Origin of the sequence: Streptococcus sp. CCH5-D3 (genome assembly GCF_001556435.1) — a bacterium.
Taxonomy (GTDB): domain Bacteria; phylum Bacillota; class Bacilli; order Lactobacillales; family Streptococcaceae; genus Streptococcus.
The window spans coordinates 27,093-45,577 of sequence record NZ_LSIW01000069.1 but is presented as its reverse complement, the minus strand read 5'-3'; the positions used below and the strand labels follow the sequence as shown (position 1 = coordinate 45,577).

15 protein-coding genes and 1 pseudogene are annotated in these 18,485 nt (G+C 41.5%); 6 read left to right on the top strand and 10 right to left on the bottom strand.

Annotation, left to right across the window (positions count from 1 at the left end):
* The first annotated feature begins 132 nt into the window (after positions 1-132).
* The 3 genes from AX662_RS04665 (at position 133) to AX662_RS04655 (ending at position 4,856) form a co-directional block, all read left to right on the top strand.
* Positions 133-2,259 carry a type IV secretory system conjugative DNA transfer family protein gene (locus AX662_RS04665; protein WP_004183165.1) on the top strand — a complete coding sequence of 709 codons (2,127 nt, stop codon included), beginning with the start codon at positions 133-135 and terminating at the stop codon, positions 2,257-2,259.
* On the top strand, positions 2,246-3,013 hold the full coding sequence (locus AX662_RS04660) for a replication-relaxation family protein (protein WP_004183166.1): 768 nt from the start codon (positions 2,246-2,248) through the stop codon (positions 3,011-3,013). The genes AX662_RS04665 and AX662_RS04660 overlap by 14 nt, the downstream gene beginning before the upstream one ends.
* A gap of 175 nt (positions 3,014-3,188) precedes the next feature.
* Positions 3,189-4,856, top strand: a complete 1,668-nt coding sequence (locus AX662_RS04655) for a recombinase family protein (protein WP_004183168.1) — start codon at positions 3,189-3,191, stop codon at positions 4,854-4,856.
* 108 nt (positions 4,857-4,964) lie between these two features.
* Here AX662_RS04655 and AX662_RS04650 read toward each other — a convergent pair whose 3' ends face one another.
* The 9 genes and pseudogenes from AX662_RS04650 to AX662_RS04610 form a co-directional block, all read right to left on the bottom strand.
* Positions 4,965-5,474 carry a QueT transporter family protein gene (locus AX662_RS04650; RefSeq protein WP_004183169.1) on the bottom strand — a complete coding sequence of 170 codons (510 nt, stop codon included), beginning with the start codon at positions 5,472-5,474 and terminating at the stop codon, positions 4,965-4,967.
* Between the two features lie 90 nt (positions 5,475-5,564).
* Positions 5,565-6,525 (bottom strand): annotated as a pseudogene (locus tag AX662_RS04645) (YihY/virulence factor BrkB family protein).
* A 1-nt stretch (position 6,526) separates the two neighbouring features.
* A complete protein-coding gene (locus tag AX662_RS04640) occupies positions 6,527-7,387 on the bottom strand; it encodes a methionyl aminopeptidase (RefSeq protein ID WP_004183173.1) in 861 nt (286 codons plus the stop codon).
* A gap of 39 nt (positions 7,388-7,426) precedes the next feature.
* Positions 7,427-8,707 carry a CBS-HotDog domain-containing transcription factor SpxR gene (gene spxR / locus AX662_RS04635; RefSeq protein WP_060971750.1) on the bottom strand — a complete coding sequence of 427 codons (1,281 nt, stop codon included), beginning with the start codon at positions 8,705-8,707 and terminating at the stop codon, positions 7,427-7,429.
* Positions 8,700-9,245 carry a GNAT family N-acetyltransferase gene (locus AX662_RS04630; protein ID WP_048673823.1) on the bottom strand — a complete coding sequence of 182 codons (546 nt, stop codon included), beginning with the start codon at positions 9,243-9,245 and terminating at the stop codon, positions 8,700-8,702. The genes spxR and AX662_RS04630 overlap by 8 nt, the downstream gene beginning before the upstream one ends.
* Positions 9,246-9,310: 65 nt before the next feature.
* Positions 9,311-10,573: a UDP-N-acetylglucosamine 1-carboxyvinyltransferase gene (locus AX662_RS04625; protein ID WP_060971749.1), complete on the bottom strand. Its 1,263-nt coding sequence runs from the start codon at positions 10,571-10,573 to the stop codon at positions 9,311-9,313.
* Positions 10,574-10,658: 85 nt separating this feature from the next.
* Positions 10,659-12,899 (bottom strand): DNA internalization-related competence protein ComEC/Rec2, encoded by a 2,241-nt coding sequence (locus AX662_RS04620; protein WP_060971748.1) that lies wholly within the window; start codon positions 12,897-12,899, stop codon positions 10,659-10,661.
* Entirely contained in the window at positions 12,889-13,584 is a 696-nt protein-coding gene (locus tag AX662_RS04615; RefSeq protein ID WP_060971747.1) for a helix-hairpin-helix domain-containing protein, read from the bottom strand. Before AX662_RS04615 ends, AX662_RS04620 begins: the two co-directional genes overlap by 11 nt.
* 107 nt (positions 13,585-13,691) lie before the next feature.
* The gene (locus AX662_RS04610; RefSeq protein ID WP_060971746.1) at positions 13,692-14,447 is read right to left on the bottom strand and encodes a lysophospholipid acyltransferase family protein; all 756 of its coding nucleotides are present in this window, start codon (positions 14,445-14,447) and stop codon (positions 13,692-13,694) included.
* 129 nt (positions 14,448-14,576) lie between these two features.
* On the opposite strand from AX662_RS04610, the gene AX662_RS04605 reads away from it, so the two are divergent.
* From AX662_RS04605 to AX662_RS04595, 3 genes are read left to right on the top strand one after another with little or no spacing between them, the layout of a single operon-like run.
* Complete coding sequence (locus tag AX662_RS04605) at positions 14,577-15,512, top strand: polysaccharide deacetylase family protein (RefSeq protein ID WP_060971760.1); 936 nt, start codon at positions 14,577-14,579, stop codon at positions 15,510-15,512.
* A 49-nt stretch (positions 15,513-15,561) separates the two neighbouring features.
* On the top strand, positions 15,562-16,326 hold the full coding sequence (locus AX662_RS04600; protein ID WP_014634900.1) for a tRNA1(Val) (adenine(37)-N6)-methyltransferase: 765 nt from the start codon (positions 15,562-15,564) through the stop codon (positions 16,324-16,326).
* Positions 16,327-16,329: 3 nt separating this feature from the next.
* On the top strand, positions 16,330-16,599 hold the full coding sequence (locus AX662_RS04595) for a GIY-YIG nuclease family protein (protein ID WP_060971745.1): 270 nt from the start codon (positions 16,330-16,332) through the stop codon (positions 16,597-16,599).
* A 204-nt stretch (positions 16,600-16,803) separates the two neighbouring features.
* Here AX662_RS04595 and AX662_RS04590 read toward each other — a convergent pair whose 3' ends face one another.
* Positions 16,804-18,390, bottom strand: a complete 1,587-nt coding sequence (locus tag AX662_RS04590; protein WP_004183188.1) for a DEAD/DEAH box helicase — start codon at positions 18,388-18,390, stop codon at positions 16,804-16,806.
* Positions 18,391-18,485 lie beyond the last annotated feature (95 nt).

Here is an 18,485-nt window from a genome sequence, read left to right as displayed (position 1 = left end):
GCTCGTGGCTAATTTACCAAGGAGCGCTATTACTTCAAAATATTTGGCTCTTTCTTGTATTGCTGATTGGGGGAATATTAACAGTTGGTTTAATTGGCAAGTACTTTCTAAACAAAAGTAAATGGAGGTAATATGAAAAGACCACACTCATTAGTTTGGCAACGTGTTGAATGGACAAGACCGTTCGCATTTGAAACGGTTTGTGATTTTATGGCACAGCTCAATGGTTTTTCACGCAGACAGCCTTTCATTTGGGAAATTCGATTAAAACAAAATAAAGCCGACTTCCTGATTGGCGCCGACCCATTAGATATCAAATTTCTCAAAAGTATGATGACCGCTCATCATTCTGTCCGTTTCGATAGCGCAAAACGTTCGAAAGTTGCCAGTGCGTACCACTTAACGCTTTCGAAAAACCATTTCGCCCTCCAAACCAAACAAACAGAAAACTTGGTGCGCACTGTCCTCTCGCATTCTGGCTTACTTCGAAAGAATGAAGTTATCATCATTCAATTGGTTGTTGGAAAATCGACATCTCCAAAACCTCTTCCTAAAGATTTACCAAACCCAAACACAACTTTCTGGCAAACTGTGACAGGTAATATTCCTAAATTGTCATCAGATGAAAAAACGCTCCTTAAAGAAAAGCTTCATCATAGCCAGTTTCAGTTGTCAATGCGTTTAGGATTTCAAGCGGAAAGCAAGCCACGAGAACTTCAGTTACTGAAGAGTTTGTTATCCTCCTTTAGACTATTGGAGCGAGCTGAGGCAAAGTTCTCTGCAAAGCCAACTTCAAGCGAAAAAATAAACCACGGCATGATTCCGTGGCACTTCCAAACGATTGTATCAAGCATTGAACTCGCCAGCCTCTTTCTACTACCAGCTGGCAATGCTCCATACACAGGCGTTTTACCTCTTTCGCCTAAAGCTATTTTACCACCACTTGGACTATCTCATCAAGTCCAAAGACCATTTGGATTAAGTTTAGAAAATCCAGCAAGATTTGTGGGAATTTCAGCTCAAAGCGGACTGTCTCACACATGGATCTTGGGTGGAACTGGAAGTGGAAAATCAACCACAATGCTTAACCTCATCTTGGCAGATGCTAAAGAAAATCGCTCTGCTGTAGTGATTGACCCAAAAGCAACTCTTGTCTCAGATATTTTAGAGAGGCTCCCTAAGGGACGAGACCAAGATACGGTCATTTTAGACCCTAGCCAAACTGGGAAAGCCATTTCAATCAACCCATTTGATTTAGTCGCTTTCGGCGTTCCAGCAGAATTAGTTGCAGATATGTTACTTGGTGTCTTTCAAGAAATTTTCGAAGACTCCTGGGGTGTCTACACACAAGATATTCTCTCCCACACTTTTCACACACTGGCAAAAGTTCACGGATCGACTTTACTTGATTTAGTACCACTCTTAACTAACAAAAGTTTTAGATATCAGTTACTGAAAGGTATCTCAGACCCATTTTTATTGGATTTTTGGCAAGGTTATGACAGTTTGAGTGACTCTGCTCGACAGACCATGATTTCACCCGTTCTCAATAAATTTCGAGGGATTTTACTTCGCCCTGCCCTTCGAGGAATCTTAGGAAAATCTTCAAGCAATTTCTCTTTAAAAGACATCTTCGACCAGTCAAAACTATTATTAGTTCCCTTGAATAAAGGAATTATCGGCTCAGAAAATGCCAAATTTATTGGAGCAATCTTGTTAGGGTGCTTATATCAATTAACGCTTCTCAGAGCCAAAGAATCCTTTCGCAAGCCAGTTTTCATCTATATTGACGAAGTAGCAGATTACCTCAAGCTCCCAGTTTCTCTGGACGATGCACTTTCTATGTCTCGAAGCCTTGGTGTTGGTTATATTTTAGCGAATCAGTTTTCAAAACAGTTGTCTAAACAGCTCCGCCACGCCATTTACGCCAACTGCCACAACCAGATTATTTTTGGACTCTCAATGAATGAGGCGAAGGAATTAGCTGGACTCGTCCCTGAACTCTCCGATGAAGATTTCTACAAATTACCGCCTTTTCAGGTCTATGCTAGAGTCTCAATCATAAAGAATACTTTCAAATGGCTATCTGTTAAAACTTTGCCAGCGCCACCAGCTTTTCGAAAGAAAGACGAGATTTATGGTGAGAGTTTCAAACGATACGGCTCGACTCTTAGAGAAGAACCGCCACGCAAAAAACCAGCCAAACCAATTTCAAACATTGGCAGGAAGAAAAAGGAGGTACAAAATGGAACTGATTAAACAAGATTATGAACTGTTAAGTTTACTTAATCATTGTCGTTATATCACAACCAAACAAATTGTTCGGCTGTATTTCCCAGACAACACTCTTAAAACTGCCACAAGGCGAGCTAACCTTTTTACCAAGAAACTATCTAACTTAGGGCTCATCGCCCACCTTGAACGGCGAATTGGCGGTATACGTGCTGGGAGTGGCTCGTATATTTGGTATCTAACACACAAAGGGACTAAGGTGTTGCATGAGATTGAACCAAACGTCAAACTTCGTTTCAAAAATAAATATGAACCGACACAACATCATCTGAAACACCAACTCTTTGTTATGCAGATTTTCGTGGAGTTGAAAACCTTAGATTTAGAAAAGAAAATCACTCTCGAAACCTTTTCCTTTGAACCAAAATGCTGGCGGAGCTTTGAGACCCTACTCTCCAACTCTACACTAAAGCCCGACGCTTTCACAAAATTAACCGTTGGAGATTTCGAAGATAGCTATTTCTTCGAGGCGGATAACGCAACCGAACACATTGGTAGAGTGGTTGCCAAGTGTAAACAGTATATTCAATATTTCAACACTGGAATTGAACAACGAGAAAATGAGATTTTCCCTTTGGTGATTTGGGTTGTACCAGATGAGAAACGCAAGCTAGCAATATTGAATCGTATCAAGGAGGATTTAAATGCTTACTGGGAGCTCTTCACTGTTGTTACTTTAGAGGAATTACCCGATTTTATTCAAGGAGGACGTGATGAATAAAGAACAGAAACTTAAAATCGGCAAAGTGACAGTTGTGATAGTGCGAAAGTTTACAGGAAAAGATAGTCTTGAAAAGAAACTCCAACGCTTGATTCTGGAGAAAGATTAACTGGACTTCCTAGCCCAACAGAGTTATCATGTCAGTGGGTTATAGGTGAATCGAAAGGAGCACGCTATGAACAAAAGTACATTGACAATTAAAGATATCAAAACACAGAATTTGAATATTTTGCCGGACAGGATAACTGCACTCTATTGCCGTTTGTCTGCTGAAGACGCCAACGAGGGCGAGAGTAACTCTATTTCCAACCAGAAACAAATTCTCGCTCAAGTGGCTATGCGTGAAAATTTGCCAAATCCATTCTTCTTTGTGGACGATGGTTTCTCAGGTTCGAATGCTCAGAGACCAGATTTTCAACTGATGATAAACTTGGTTGAATCTGGTAAAATCCAAGCGGTTATCGTGAAAGATTTGAGCCGCCTCAGTCGAGATTACCTCTTAACTGGACAGCTAACAGAAATCACGTTTCCATCGAAAAACGTTCGCTTCATTTCTTTAAATGAGAATCTGGATAGCTCAAAAAGTAACAGCCAAGACGCTTATCTCGCACCTCTAGTATCCTTGTTTAACAACTGGTATTCGCTCCAATGTAGCGAAAAGATTAAGTTATCCAAGCATACCAAGGCAAAATCTGGCGAAAAAATCAGTTGGATTGCCCCATACGGCTATCTCAAAAATCCAGAAAATCCCAAAGAATGGATTATTGATGAGTACGCCAGCCAAATTGTGAAACGAGTATTTAAGGAGTATTTAGCAGGAATGTCATTGATGGAAATTGCTCGCAGACTTCGAAAAGACAAGATTCTGACCCCTGCTAATTACAAGAAAAAGTTGGGACTTTCGAATTATCGGATTATTGAAACAGACCCTTATTACTGGAAAAATCAGATGATTTGCCAGATGCTCGAAAAGGAGGAGTACACTGGGGCGACCATCAATTTGAAAACAGCAAAAGTTTCCTACAAACAACGAAGTTGTAGATTGCGACCTCGAGAAGATTGGTTGATTTTTCCAAACACTCACGAGGCAATTATCTCACAAGAAGATTTTGAAATGGCTCGTAAAATGCTCGGTCATAAGCGAGTTAGCCAGCGACACAATTGGAAAGATAAGCCTGGTCACGAAAATCTATTTGCAGGTTTAGTATTCTGTGAGAATGGACACAAGCTTAGTTTTTGCCCACAACAGAAAAACGACATCAATCTTGACCACTATAAGTGTTATCACTACCGTCGGGCTGGTGATACATGTTCTGGCTTACATTATCTTCGGAAAGAAGTTCTAGAGGAGTTGGTTTTGAAAGACCTCCAGCAACTAATCTCAGCCATTCATTTTGACGAGAAACAGCTTCTTGAAAAGCTGAAATCTCGCTTTGATATTCAAGAGATTAAGAAACAAGATAGTCTCCGTAAACAGTTATCTCGTTTCAAGAAGCGTTCGAAGGAATTGGATACTATTATCCAAAAACTCTATGAAAAGCAACTGCTGGACGAGATTAGCGATGAGAGGTTTCGCAAGTTAACAGATAGCTACGAGAGCGAGCAAGTTGAACTCAACCAGCAAATTGTAAGGCTTCAAGAGGTTTTGATTAGCCAAACTGAATCCAAGGAAAATGTCGACAAATTTATGCAAACCATTCGCCGATACACGAACCTTGAAACCTTGACGACTCAGTTAGTGAATGAGCTAATCGACAAAATTATCGTCCATCAGCCAACAGGACGTGGCAAGAACCGCCAAGTCATGATTGAACTTCATTACCGATTTATTGGAGAACTATAAAACGAGCGAGGTTTTACCTCGCTCGTAAACTAATAACAGATGGACTGCTCGGTGAGTGGTGGATATTTTAACATAAAAGCAGAAAAAAACGCCTTTACAGACGTTAATTTAGGAAACAAAATCAATAACTTTGGCCAATTTCTTAATAAGAATTGCACCAACTAAGAGAGAAGCCAATTCTCCCATAGCAACAGTGAACCAAGTTGCCCAAAATGGTGCCTGAGTAACCAAGGTCAACTCAGCTGCAATTGTCACCATGAAGAATGAGAAGTAAAAGGCAAAGTAAACATGAGCCTTGTCAAAAAGTCCACCTAAAATATCTTGGTTCTTAAATCGGTCGAAGAAATAAACACCTGAACCGACAAAGACCAGTGTCGAGAGACTTCCGACAACCACATCAATCATGTTAAAGCTAAAGAAATTAGCAATCACACAGCCCAAAGTCACGGCAATGATATACTTGCGATTATAAAATCCTAACAGATTGAACATTTCTGCAATTCGGAACTGGTAGGGACCATACGAAATTAAGTTAAAAGGTGGCACAACAGTCAAGACTACATAAAGAGCTGCCACAATAGCAATATGTGTTAAATCACGAACAGTTTGTTTTTTCATTTTTCCTCCATAATCATTATCTTTTTATTATCAACAAAGGATAATATTCCCGTCAAAAGAGCCTGGATCTCACCAAGCTCTCTTTATCATCTAGGAATCATCCTCATCTTTTTTGTGTTTTTTTGCTGTCACTACCATCTCCAGAAAAGCTCTGAATAATAGTAATCACATCTCCTCTCCTACTTTTCAGTTCACCTTGTCTAAGCTCTTGATAGGTCGCATTAAAGATGGCCCCCAAAATCAAAATCCTGGCCAAGAAGATGAACCAAAGCATGAAGACGAAAATCATAATGGATCCAAATAACTTGATATCAACTAATCGACTCAAGGTACGAATCACATAAGTTCCAAACAAGTTGCTTAAATAGCCAATCACTAAAGTCGTAAAGATAGTCCCTGGCATAACATAGCGGATTTTTCGAATCTTCACATTCGGAAGCACAAAATAAAGTACCATCATTCCCAGGAAGACAACTGCAATACTCAGAGGCTGGATACTATTTAAAATAAACTGAGTCATCTTGGAACCAATAGGATAGGTCTGTGTAATAACTCTAAGGACCGACTGAATAATCGTAGACAGCATTAGTGCAAAGGTGAGCAGGAACAAGATGACCAGACTCATGAAACCACCAACAATGTGACTAATAAAGACATCACGGTGTTCTGAAGCACCATATACCTTGTTAATCGCCTTTTGAAGCGAAGACAAGGACTTAATCATTGTCCAGAATCCCGTCAAAGAGGCAACTCCCAACAACTGTCCAGAAGGTGTCGAGAAGATATCCTGAACAACGTTGGCTGCAGGTGCATAGAACTGCTTAGGAAGGTGCTCATTCATAAACTTCAAGAGATCAGTCGTATCAATATTCAGATAGGGAAAGACATTTGCCGCAATGACAATAAGCGGAAAAACCGTCAAAATGAGATAGTAAGCCACTGCGATAGTTGAAATATCTATCTCTGCACTACGATAATGCCTAAGATAAACCTGCAAAGGGCGCCATTGGAGTTTATCCAATAGACGGGACATTAAGCCTTGTCGTTTCATATTAGTAAGTTCTTTCTTCGCCTTGAGAAGTCAAAATTACTGGACCATCCTTAGTGATAACAAATTGGTGCTCATATTGACAAGAAAGTCCACCGTCAAGAGTTTTGTGAGCCCAACCCGTTTCAAGGTCAGTATCGATTTCCCAAGTACCAGTGTTAATCATTGGCTCGATAGTCAAAACCATTCCTTCTTTAAGACGGAGACCTCGTCCAGCCACCCCATAGTTTGGCACCATTGGTTCTTCGTGCATTGTTGGTCCAACTCCGTGTCCAACCAAATCACGAACAACACCGTAACCACGACTTTCAGCGTATTCTTGGATAGCTGCACCGATATCACCGATACGGTTACCGACTACCGCTTGTTCAATGCCAAGGTACATAGCCTCACGTGTTACTTCCATAAGTTTTTTAACTTCGTCAGATGGCGTTCCAATCGCATAAGCCCAACATGAGTCAGCCAAACCGCCAGAATATGATTCCGTGTATTTTTTAACCTGAGCAACATTGTCAAAATCCAATTTTGACACATCAAGGACTGACTTATCGATAGGTTCTGACAAGACCATATCAACCTTCAAGAGGTCACCATCTTTCAAAATATAGTGACGTGGAAAGGCATGTGCCACTTCGTCATTAAGGCCACAGCATGTCGCATAAGGGTAATCCATAATGCTTCCCTCAACCCCAATCTGAAGGGGAAGGACATTCTCTTCTTTACAACGACGACGCACATACTCTTCCACTTCCCACATGTCTACTCCTGGTTTCAAGAGGTCACGTAGACCAATATGAATGCTAGCAAGAAAATCCCCTGCCCTATCCATTGCTTCAATTTCACGTGCTGATTTTAAAGTAATCATTGTTTTCTCCGTTTTCTTTATATCTTTTATTTTTAGTTACTAAGTTTTCTTAACCACAACGACTGATTTGCAGACGGTATGATTTCCGTGACTAACCATAAGGTCCAGATGGGCTCTACGTCTGGTTTCAGCAATAATACTTGGTGTAATCGTCACCTTGTCATCGATCTGAGCTGCCTGAAGAAAGTAAAACATCATCTCTTCAATCACAAGACCATTTTGTTCCTGTTTTTCCATGATACGATAGACAACCTCTTTAACCATCTCTGCAAGAACACCCTGAGTGAGGTTTCCAGAATTGTCAATCATAGTGGGCTCGACCTCAAAGCTGAAAGCATGCTTGTCCTGGTTTAGGTTAGCTATCATTTGATCGCTAAAGGTGTGCAAGTTGCCACGATTATTGTCCTGAAGTTCTTCCAAAACCTGACGACGGGTGATAACACCTAGATAGTGTTTTTCTTCATCCACAACAGGAATGATATCAAAGTCCTCAAAAATCATCTTTTGGGCCACAGTTGCCAGACTAGTCTCAAGTCGTGTCACCGTCGGCTTGGTCATTATTGCCTTGAGCATGGTCGTCGGTTGCTGATTAGACACATCTCGCATGGTCACAATCCCAATCACCTTATCAGCCTCAGACAGAATAGGAAAACGCACCAAGTTCGTCCGTTTCACCAAATTCTGAAAATCCCTGACTGTCATTTCTGGAGTCATGTAGTTGTAGTCTTCTCGTCTGGTATAGACTTGAGCTACAGTCTTGATGTCTGTTTTGATACGGACATTCGAAAGTGCCTGGTTAATCATGGTTGCCACGGTAAAAGTATCGTAAGTTGTTACCATGACTGGAAATTGCTTCAAACGTGAAAGCTCTTTAACCCTATCGGAAACCTGAAAGCCCCCCGTCACTAGAATAGCATTATTGTGTTCTAGGGCAAGCAATTGAATATCCTCACGGTCCCCAACAATAAGAAGATCTCCTTTGGTTAGATAACGGGTGATATTCTCAATAGTCATGGCTCCGATATAGAACTTACTGAAGACACGTTCCAGACCTTCATGACCAGAGATAACCTCAGACTCTGTAATCTCCGCAATCTCCGCAAAGGTCAGCTTATCAAGGCGAACCTGGACTTTCTTTTCAATTCGAACTGTCCCACTCCGAGGACGTGTCTCAACCAACCCTCGATTTTCAGCTTCTTTAATTGCTCGATAGGCAGTTCCATCAGAAACCTGTAAGTGATTCGAAATACTACGCACACTAACACGCTTACCGATAGGTAAGGCCTCTAGATAATCTAGAATTTCTTGATGTTTACTCACAGTTCTCCTCCTTCTCAAAGCGGAGATAATCACGCATGGTACGGGTGTATCGGTCTGCTCCCTTAAAACGGGACACAAGTTTAAAGCCAGACTTCTCTGCTACACGAATCGATGCCTTATTTTCCAAGTGGGCAATAAGAATAATACGATCCATTCCCATAGCTGTCAAAGCCAAATTTGACAGACAAGTAACTGCCTCTGTCATTAAGCCTCTACCCCAGTATGAGGCATTCAAAAAATAGCCAAGCTCTGCAGTCCGTTTCTGGACATCTATCTTTTCAAAACGAACGACGCCAATCATCTTTTCTAACTCTTTATCTACAATAGCCCATACACCTAGAGGCTCCTTCATGAAGTAATGAACCAAAAGGCAATCCGTTTCATGCTGTGTTTGAGTAGCAGGAAAGAAAAATTGTAGATTCTTAGGATTTGATACAATTTCGTGTAAATCAAAACGATCCAAAAAGATGAGTGGTCTAAAAGAAAGGCGCTCCGACTCAAAGAAGGCAAAAGCACCCAGACTAGTCCAAATATCCATGATAGTATTATAACACAGTTTTAGAAATGGAAAAAGGCTCAACCACTAGGGGTTGAACCTTAGACTTAATCTTCAATCAAACGAATATCTGCACCAAGGTCAGAAAGTTTCTCAATGATATTTGAATACCCACGAAGGATAAACTCAATATTGGTAATTTCAGTTTGACCTTCTGCCATAAGACCTGCCGTAACAAGCGCAGCACCTGCACGCAAATCACTGGCTTTTACTGGCGCACCTGAGAGTTGTGTTGGACCATTGTAAACAATTTGTCCACCGAGTACCTGAATATCAGCTCCCATACGAGCCAATTCAGGAACGTGGTTCACACGTTTTTCATAAATTGTATCTATGATTTTTCCTCGACCACTTGCTTTGAGCAATAATGGTGTCATCGGTTGTTGCAAGTCAGTCGCAAAACCTGGATAAGGCGATGTCTTAATGTCAACAGGTTTTAGATCACCTTGCTCTTCCACAAAGATGGCATCTTCTTCAACTGTCATACGAACACCCATTGCTTCAAGTTTAGCAATAAAACTTTCAAGGTGTTCATAAAGAACATTTTTAACCTTAATTCCCTTACCGATAGCCGCGGCCATAGCAATATAGGAACCCGCTTCAATACGGTCTGGAATAACCTGATGACGAGTGCCATGTAAGCTCTCTACACCTTCAATCGTGATGACTTCTGTACCAGCGCCACGAACACGTGCGCCCATATTGTTAAGAAGAGTTGCTACATCAATAATCTCAGGTTCACGCGCCGCATTCTCAATGACCGTACGACCGTCAGCCTTAGCCGCAGCCAACATGGTATTAATCGTCGCTCCAACACTGACCGTATCCATGTAGATATGAGCACCCTTAATGCGTTGACCAGCATCAGTCGCAATACGCATAGATTCGTCTTCATAGGAAATGCTAGCACCCATCGCTTCAAAAGCCTTAAGGTGAAGGTCAATAGGACGTGGTCCCAAATCACAACCACCAGGCAAACCTACTGTTGCTTGACCGTAACGTCCAAGCAAGCTACCGTAGAAATAGTAAGAAGCACGAAGACTGTTAATCTTACCAAATGGCATTGGCATATCCTTAACGCCTCGAGGATCAATTTCGAGTGTTTCGCCATCACGCTTAACAGAACCACCCATTACTTCTATAATTTCAATTAGGTTATCGACGTCGCTGATTGCTGGTACCCCGTCAAGAGTAACCACTCCATCAGATAAAATGATGGCTGGAATCAATGCAACAACTGAATTTTTAGCCCCTGATACTGTAACTTCTCCCTGAAGTTTCTTACCACCATTGATGATAATTTTACGCATACTGTTCAATCTTTCTTATACTGGAATATTAGCTTTTACATTCTACCATAGATTGAGGTGCATGACAAATTAAGAACTCTAACAATTATCGGACAGTTTCACTTGACCATTTAAACCAGCCCTTAAAACGGATGGCTCCGTCTTTATCTGTTCGTAAAATTTTAATGTGGCGTTGCTTAAAACGTTCTATTGTTTCATCATTTGGATGTTTATAACGATTGTTCTCACCAGCTGAAACAAGTGCAAGGGAGGGGTGCAGCTGGTCCAAAAAAGCTTCAGACGAAGAACCTTTTGAACCGTGGTGTCCAGCTTTGAGGACGCTTGCCCTTAAAGTTGGATAGCTAGCCATCAGTTCCTCCTCTCCTTCTTTTTCCAAATCACCGGTAAACAGAAAACTGCTTCCTAATAGCTTTCCGTAAAGAACTATCGAATCATTGTTACCACCATCACCAATTTTATTGGGATAAAGAACCTGTAGATTGCTTCCCATCATAGGTAATTTGTCGCCAGCCTTTAGAGTGTGAACTGGGCATTTTATAGTCCGAAGTCTTTTAACAAAGCTAGACTTAGTCAAAGCCCCCTGACTGACACAGATTTCCTTAATCTTAAAACACTTGGCCACTTCTTCCAAATCACCAATATGGTCTGTGTCCGTATGCGTCAGGACCAGATAATCAATTTGAGACACTCCTCTAGCCTGTAGATAGGGAATCAAGGTTTTCTCCGCATTGCTCGTCTGGCTAGACTCTTGCCATTTTTCCTTAGTTCCAAACGTCACCTTGCCACCCACATCAATTAGGATGGTATCACCTTTCATACTCCTCAGAAAAATACTATCTCCCTGACCAACGTCAACCACAGTCACCTCATTGGTTAAAGGATGTTTGACCCAGACCATCAAAAGTCCAAAAATCATCAAAAGGCAAATCCTAAACTGAGGCTTTTTCCAAAAATCAAAGAGCATAACCAATACTGCTATCATCAAGCCAAACTGAAACAAACTAGGTTTCCCTAAAATCAAAGGTTGACCTATCCAGGATTGTATCCAAGTCAAAAAGGACTCCATCCATTCAAAAAGTGGGTTGATTTGAGAGAAGATTACCAATCCTGAGAGGGCAAAGAATACTGTCAATACAGGCAAGAGAAAGCTATCAAATACAATTGAAAAGATTGCAGTGAGAATCAAACTAACTGGTTGAAAAGTCCCATAATAGTAGGTTAAAAAGGGTAAAATCCCAATACTCAATACCAAGCTCGTATAGATTGATTTCTTTAAAGATGACAAGTCCTCAAAATCAAACAAACACAACAAGAAGGCATAGGAACAACTTAATACACCTCCCACTGTTAAGAGAAAATGAGGTAACAAGAGAAACAATAGAAGCAAGGTTATTCCCATATTGTCCAGTTTTTTAATACCAAACTCAGCCAGCAAACTTTGAACCAAGGAACGTAGGACTGAAGCTGTCCATCCTGTCATTAAGCCATAACATAAGGAAAAAGGCAGCAAGACGATAAATAGATAATCTTTAGGAAGACCTAAGCGTAGGAGACCGTAGCGAAACCACCCCAGAAAAAAGCCCACTTGCATCCCCGAAAGTGCGAATAGATGAATAATACCTAAACTTGTGTAAAGCTGGCTCTGCTCATCGAACTCCTTATCCAAATATCCAAAGAGCAGGCCTGTCATATAGTGTCTCATAGGACTAGGAAAGTGCGTCTGGATATGAACCAAAGCCCTCCTCCTCAGTTGATGGAAAAAAGTTAGGGGAGATAGAGATTTTTGAGGTACCACTTGGTCCAAGCGCTCAATCTGAGCGATTCGATAAATACCTTGACTGGCTAGATAAGACTGATAATTAAACCCTTGAAAATTACGTTGACCAGTTGCTGGGGTTAACGTAATTTTCCCTTTTAATACTAGCGTTTGGCTAGCAGTCTTGAAAAAATGCTGCTCCTTCTCAGATTTGAGTCGGTAAAAGACCTGATAGTTTTGTCCCTTGGCCTTACCGATAGCGGATAATTGCTCACCATTAACCGATAGCGTATCAGCAATCAGAGTCACCTGATTGATTTCAGCAGGGGCTTGTTTATCTTGTATGCTAGCTCTGTGGTGCAAGAATAAAAAGTAGACCAAAAAGAAACTACCTACAAGTCCCACCAACTTTAGGGCTGTCTTATTCTTCCAATGATGCTTCAAAAAACAGACCATAAGAAAGACAAAAGTCCCAATAGCGTAAACATTAGTGACAAAAATCGTAAAATAAAGGGCAGCTATTAAAAGAGACAAGGAAAAAAGATTGATTGGAGCTTTTTTAAGCCACATAGAGGGACTCTCTGATTTTATCTAATGTTTTATCTCCAATTCCTGAGACATTTTTCAAGTCATCTACGGATTGAAAGCCTCCATGACTTTCACGATAGGCGATGATATCCTCTGCTCGCTTAGCTCCAATTCCAGAAATGGTTTGCAATTCCTCTGCAGTCGCTGTATTTAAATTAATTTTCCCATCCTTAGCATTAGTTTGCCCTCCTTTGTCAGAAACCTGACTAGTTCCTGATTGACCAAGGACAGAAAGGTTTTCATCCTTAGTTGCCACATAGATAACCTCTTCGTCTGACAAGCTTGCGGCTAAATTAACACTCTTAGCATCCGCATCCTCGGTCATTCCCCCAGCGGCTTTGATGGCGTCAGTCACCCTAGCGCTTGCTTTTAAAGTATAAACACCTGGATTGGCCACAGCCCCCTTAACATCCACTGTTACTTTTGACTTATCCTTTTCACTTTCTTCAGTCTTTGACTGAGAAGATACTTCAGTAAGTGATTTTGACCCTTCTTTGGATGAGGAGGTTGACAATGTTGTCACATCTGTATAAGACGTCTCCGCCTCCATGCTGTTGCCGGCACCACAAGTCATCCATAGAAAGAAGCAAAAAATCACCATTAGTACAGCGATGACACTCACAAACAGACGATTATCTTTGACATAGGTTAGAATCTTTTCCTTCACGCTATTCTCCTTAATTGATATATTTTCTTTCTTATTCGTAAAAAATTTAAAAAATACATCAAAAAGTAAAAAACTCCATCAGATCTATGTCTGATAGAGTTTTTAGCTTATTTCTGAGTTTCTTTGGCACGATGTTTTTCAGGATTCCAAACAAAGCTAGCTACATATGAGAAAGCCATGGTCAAAAGTACCGCAATGATAGCCACAATACCGAGAGGTACTCGGTAAATATAAGTCAAAGGATTGGGTTTCTTGCCTGTTTGATAGCTCAAAGCTTCCTCATCAAGGCGATCAAATTCAGACTGGATACGACGAGCAACCTCTTGGATATTTTCGTCATTCAAACGCTTCAAATCTGAAATATCAATAGGATTACCATAGTTCATATCCACACGTTCACCTGTCAAGAGCCCCTTGAGTTCACGAGGTCCTTGATAGACAACCGGCATAATCTTAACCTTAGCCATCTTAGCGATAACTGCAACCCCACCCTTAACATCAGATGAATGGCGGCTACCACTTGGAAACATAATCAAACTACGGTTACTCTTCTTAAGCATGTTAACAGGGTACTTGATAGCTTCTTGACCAGGATTTTCACGGTCAATCGGGAAGGCACCACACATACGAATCCACCAACCAAAGATACGATTCTTGAAAAGTTCTTTCTTAGCCATGAAAATAAACTGCTTAGGACGAGCTGAGAAAGCCATATAAACAGGGTCCCACCAAGTTCGGTGTGGAGCTACCAAGATATAGTTCTCGTCCTTACTCAATAACTTGTCACGATTGTGATAATGGGCATTGCCATTAATAATCCATAGAAGGAAGACAACAAGCCCACGTAAATAAGCGTAAAACACGTTTTTACCTCTTTTTCTACAATTTTTTAACTATTATACCAAAAAAAGGAGTGCTTTTTCATCGAATTTCTTTGTAAAACAATTGAAAATGTTGTGGCACTTTCTAATAGTTTGAGCTATAATGTAACTATGAAAAAATGTATTGAGATTATAGGGAAAAACAGGAAGGCACTTAATCTATGCCTTATTATTGCTAACTTGGCCGTACTGGCTATTCTAGGCTTTGTCTTGTCACAACGCCACAGCTCTAAAGCTGAACAAGTAGCTCAGACTGAAAAAACTGAACAAGTAGCTAACGGAGCAAGTTCTTCTTCAGAACAAGCTAAAGAAAACGACAAAACACAACTCAAAAAGGGTAGTAACCATAGCATTGAAGCCTCTGATTATGCCTACGACGTTACTGCTGTTAATAACACTATCCGTGGTGTATCTCAAGATGTTGACGATAAGGTTGTCTTTTTAACCTTCGATGACGGAATTGATCCTACTTTGACACCAAAAGTCATGGATATCTTGAAAGAATACGGTGTTCATGCCACATTCTTCCACATTGGGAATACCATTAGTCAGGAAAATGCGGACATCCTCAAACGCCAAATTACAGAAGGACACGCTATTGCTAACCATAGCCTAAGCCACAACTTTAACCTACTTTATCCTGGGCGTGTTCCAAACCAAAGTCAAATTGTTTCTGAAGTTGACCAAACCAATGCCAATTTCCAAGCCATCCTAGGTAAGGACTTTAAAACAAGAATTTTCCGTTACCCTGGTGGTCATATGTCATGGCAAGGATTGGAGGCAACTGACCATGCTCTCGCCAATCAAGGTATCCAGTGGATTGACTGGAACATGCTCTGTGGAGATGCAGAACCACTCTCTGTTCGTCCAACCACATCTGAAACTATGATGGCCTACATGGATGGTTCTCAACAGTATTTCCCTGAAAGTCATGTTAAGGTTGTCCTTATGCATGACACTGCTGGTAAGGAGCTGACTGTTCAGACCCTTCCACAAATTATCGAATATTTCAAAAATCAAGGATATACCTTCGGTGTCCTAGAGTAATCACTCGCAACAGTTCCTTTGGGAGCTGTTTTTTGTTACAATTAAAAATATGACAAATCCAATTTTAAAAGATGGAGAACGCATTGACCAACTCTTCTCCACAGATGTGAAAATCATTCAAAATAAGGAAGTCTTCAGCTATTCTATTGATAGCGTCCTCCTCTCTCGGTTCCCAAAAATTCCAAAGAAGGGCTTAATCGTCGACCTCTGTTCAGGAAATGGGGCCGTTGGCCTCTTTGCCAGCACACGCACCGAGGCACCGATTACCTTGGTTGAGTTGCAAGAACGCCTGGCTGATATGGCCAAGCGTTCCGTAACTCTTAATCAACTAGAGAATCAGGTGACTGTTGTCAATGACGACCTAAAAAATTTGCTTGACCATGCCCCACGATCTCAGGTGGACCTTATCCTCTGTAACCCTCCCTACTTTAAGGCGACCGAAACGTCTAAGAAGAATCTGTCAGAGCACTACCTCTTGGCGCGTCACGAAATCACGACGAATTTGGAAGAAATTTGCCAGGTCGCACGTCATGCCCTCAAATCTAATGGACGCATTGCCATGGTGCATCGCCCTGACCGCTTTTTGGATATCATCGACACCATGCGCCAGTATAATCTAGCACCTAAACGCATTCAGTTTATCTATCCTAAGATGGGACGTGAGGCTAACATGCTCCTGATTGAAGCCATTAAAGACGGCTCGACAGATGGCTTGAAAATCCTTCCACCTCTCTTTGTGCACAAGGAAAATGGTGACTATACCGACGAAATCTTTGAGATTTACTTTGGAAAAAAGGCTGAAGGTGAGTCCTAAACGATGACAGAAAAGGATAGCAAGGCCTACATGTATGTGGTTGAGTGTGCCGACGGCACCCTCTATACAGGCTACACCACAGATGTCGAACGCCGCCTCAAAACCCATAACTCAGGCAAGGGCGCTAAGTATACCAGAGCTCGCCTACCAGTTAAACTCCTCTACTCAGAAGCCTTCCCCAGCAAGCCAGAAGCCATGAGCGCCGAAGCACTCTTTAAGAAAAAAAGCCGAGAGAAAAAACTGGCCTATATCAAAGAACACACGGAAAAATAACCGTGTGTTTTTTGACTTTACTTGATACAACTACTTCTACTTTCTAATAATAACTATTTTATACTTATAATGTTTGCGCTTTCATAAAAAATACTATAATTAGGAACTTTGAAAAAGTTCGCTGACGTCCGCACTCACCTAAGGGAAGTCTCAAAAAATAGGTTTATAAAAAAACACTCTATTTTCATAGAGCGTTTTTATTATTTATTTATCACCCTTGTTACGGATAACAAAGCCGTTTTTCTTTTCGCTTGAGGTACGGTGCGGGCGTTTGTTGCCACGGTTTTCGAAGTCACGGCTATTTTTCTTAGACTTGCGTTTGAAGTCACGACGGCCACCGTCTCGGTCATCGCGGTTACGGTCACCACGGTATCCACCACGACGGTTGTTATCGCGACCGCGGTTGCCACGGCCACCTTTGCCGCCTTTACCGCCAAAGCCACCACCTGATGGTTTGAATGGCAATGGTTTTTCACGCGCAATTTCCACTTCTGGCATTGTCTCTGGATCTTGAACGGTCAAGCTCAAGATGTAAAGGGCCAATTCTTCAGGTGTGAATTCTTGAGCCAATTTAACCGCATCGCCCTTGAACTTGTCAAAGTTAGAACGGATAGCTTCATCCGCAAAGTCACGTTCGATTTTCTTAAGGGCAACTTTCTTCTTAGCCTGGAAGGCTTCTTGAGCTGTTGGTGGCTTAAGACCTTTCATGCGTTTCTTAGTCAAGTTTTCGATGATTCCCAAGTAACCCATTTCGTTTGGAGCAACGAAAGTAATCGATTGACCTGATTGGCCTGCACGGCCTGTACGTCCAATACGGTGAACGTAGCTTTCTGGATCTTGTGGAATATCATAGTTGTAGACGTGAGTGACACCTGAAATGTCAAGACCACGCGCTGCAACGTCTGTGGCAACCAAGATATCGATTTGGTCGTTCTTGAAGTCACGGATAACACGAAGACGTTTGTTTTGGTCAAGGTCACCGTGGATACCTTCTGCACGGAAACCACGAAGTTTCAAACCACGTGTCAACTCGTCCACACGACGTTTGGTACGTCCAAAGACGATTGACAACTCTGGTTGGTCAACATCCATAAGGCGAGTCATGGTATCAAACTTCTCTTGTTCCTTCACTCGGATAAAGTATTGGTCAACGTTAACATTGGTCAATTCTTTAGCCTTGATTTTCACATGCTCAGGATCTTTCATGAACTGAACGCCAATACGTTTGATGGCATCAGGCATAGTTGCTGAGAAGAGAAGGGTTTGACGTTCTTCTGGTACTCGGCTAATGATAGCTTCAATGTCTTCAAGGAAGCCCATGTTAAGCATTTCATCAGCTTCATCCAAAATCAAAGTCTCGATATTATTGAGTTTAAGAGCCTTACGTTTGATAAGGTCAAGGAGACGACCTGGTGTCCCTACAACGATGTGGGCACCTGAACGGAGGGCCTTGATTTGTTTTTCAATGCTAGAACCACCGTAGACTGAGCGAACTTTAACGCCCTTGTCACGACCAAAACGGAAAAGCTCTTCTTGAGATTGCACTGCCAACTCACGTGTTGGGGCAATCACAAGGGCTTGGATTGTATTTTCTTCTGTACGAATTTTATCTAGGGTAGGCAAACCAAAGGCAGCTGTTTTACCAGTACCAGTTTGGGCCTGACCGATAACATCCTTACCTTCAAGAGCGAGTGGAATCGTCAACTCTTGGATAGGTGATGGCTTTTCAAAACCGGCAGCTACAACAGCTGATTGGATGTCTTCTGATAGGTTTAAATCTGTAAATTTCAAAGTATTCTTCTTTCTATTTGAAGGCGGTGCGAAGCCACCTTATGAGACTTGGTTGTGTAGTATGTTAACTACCTGTATTTAATAGTCGTTTATTT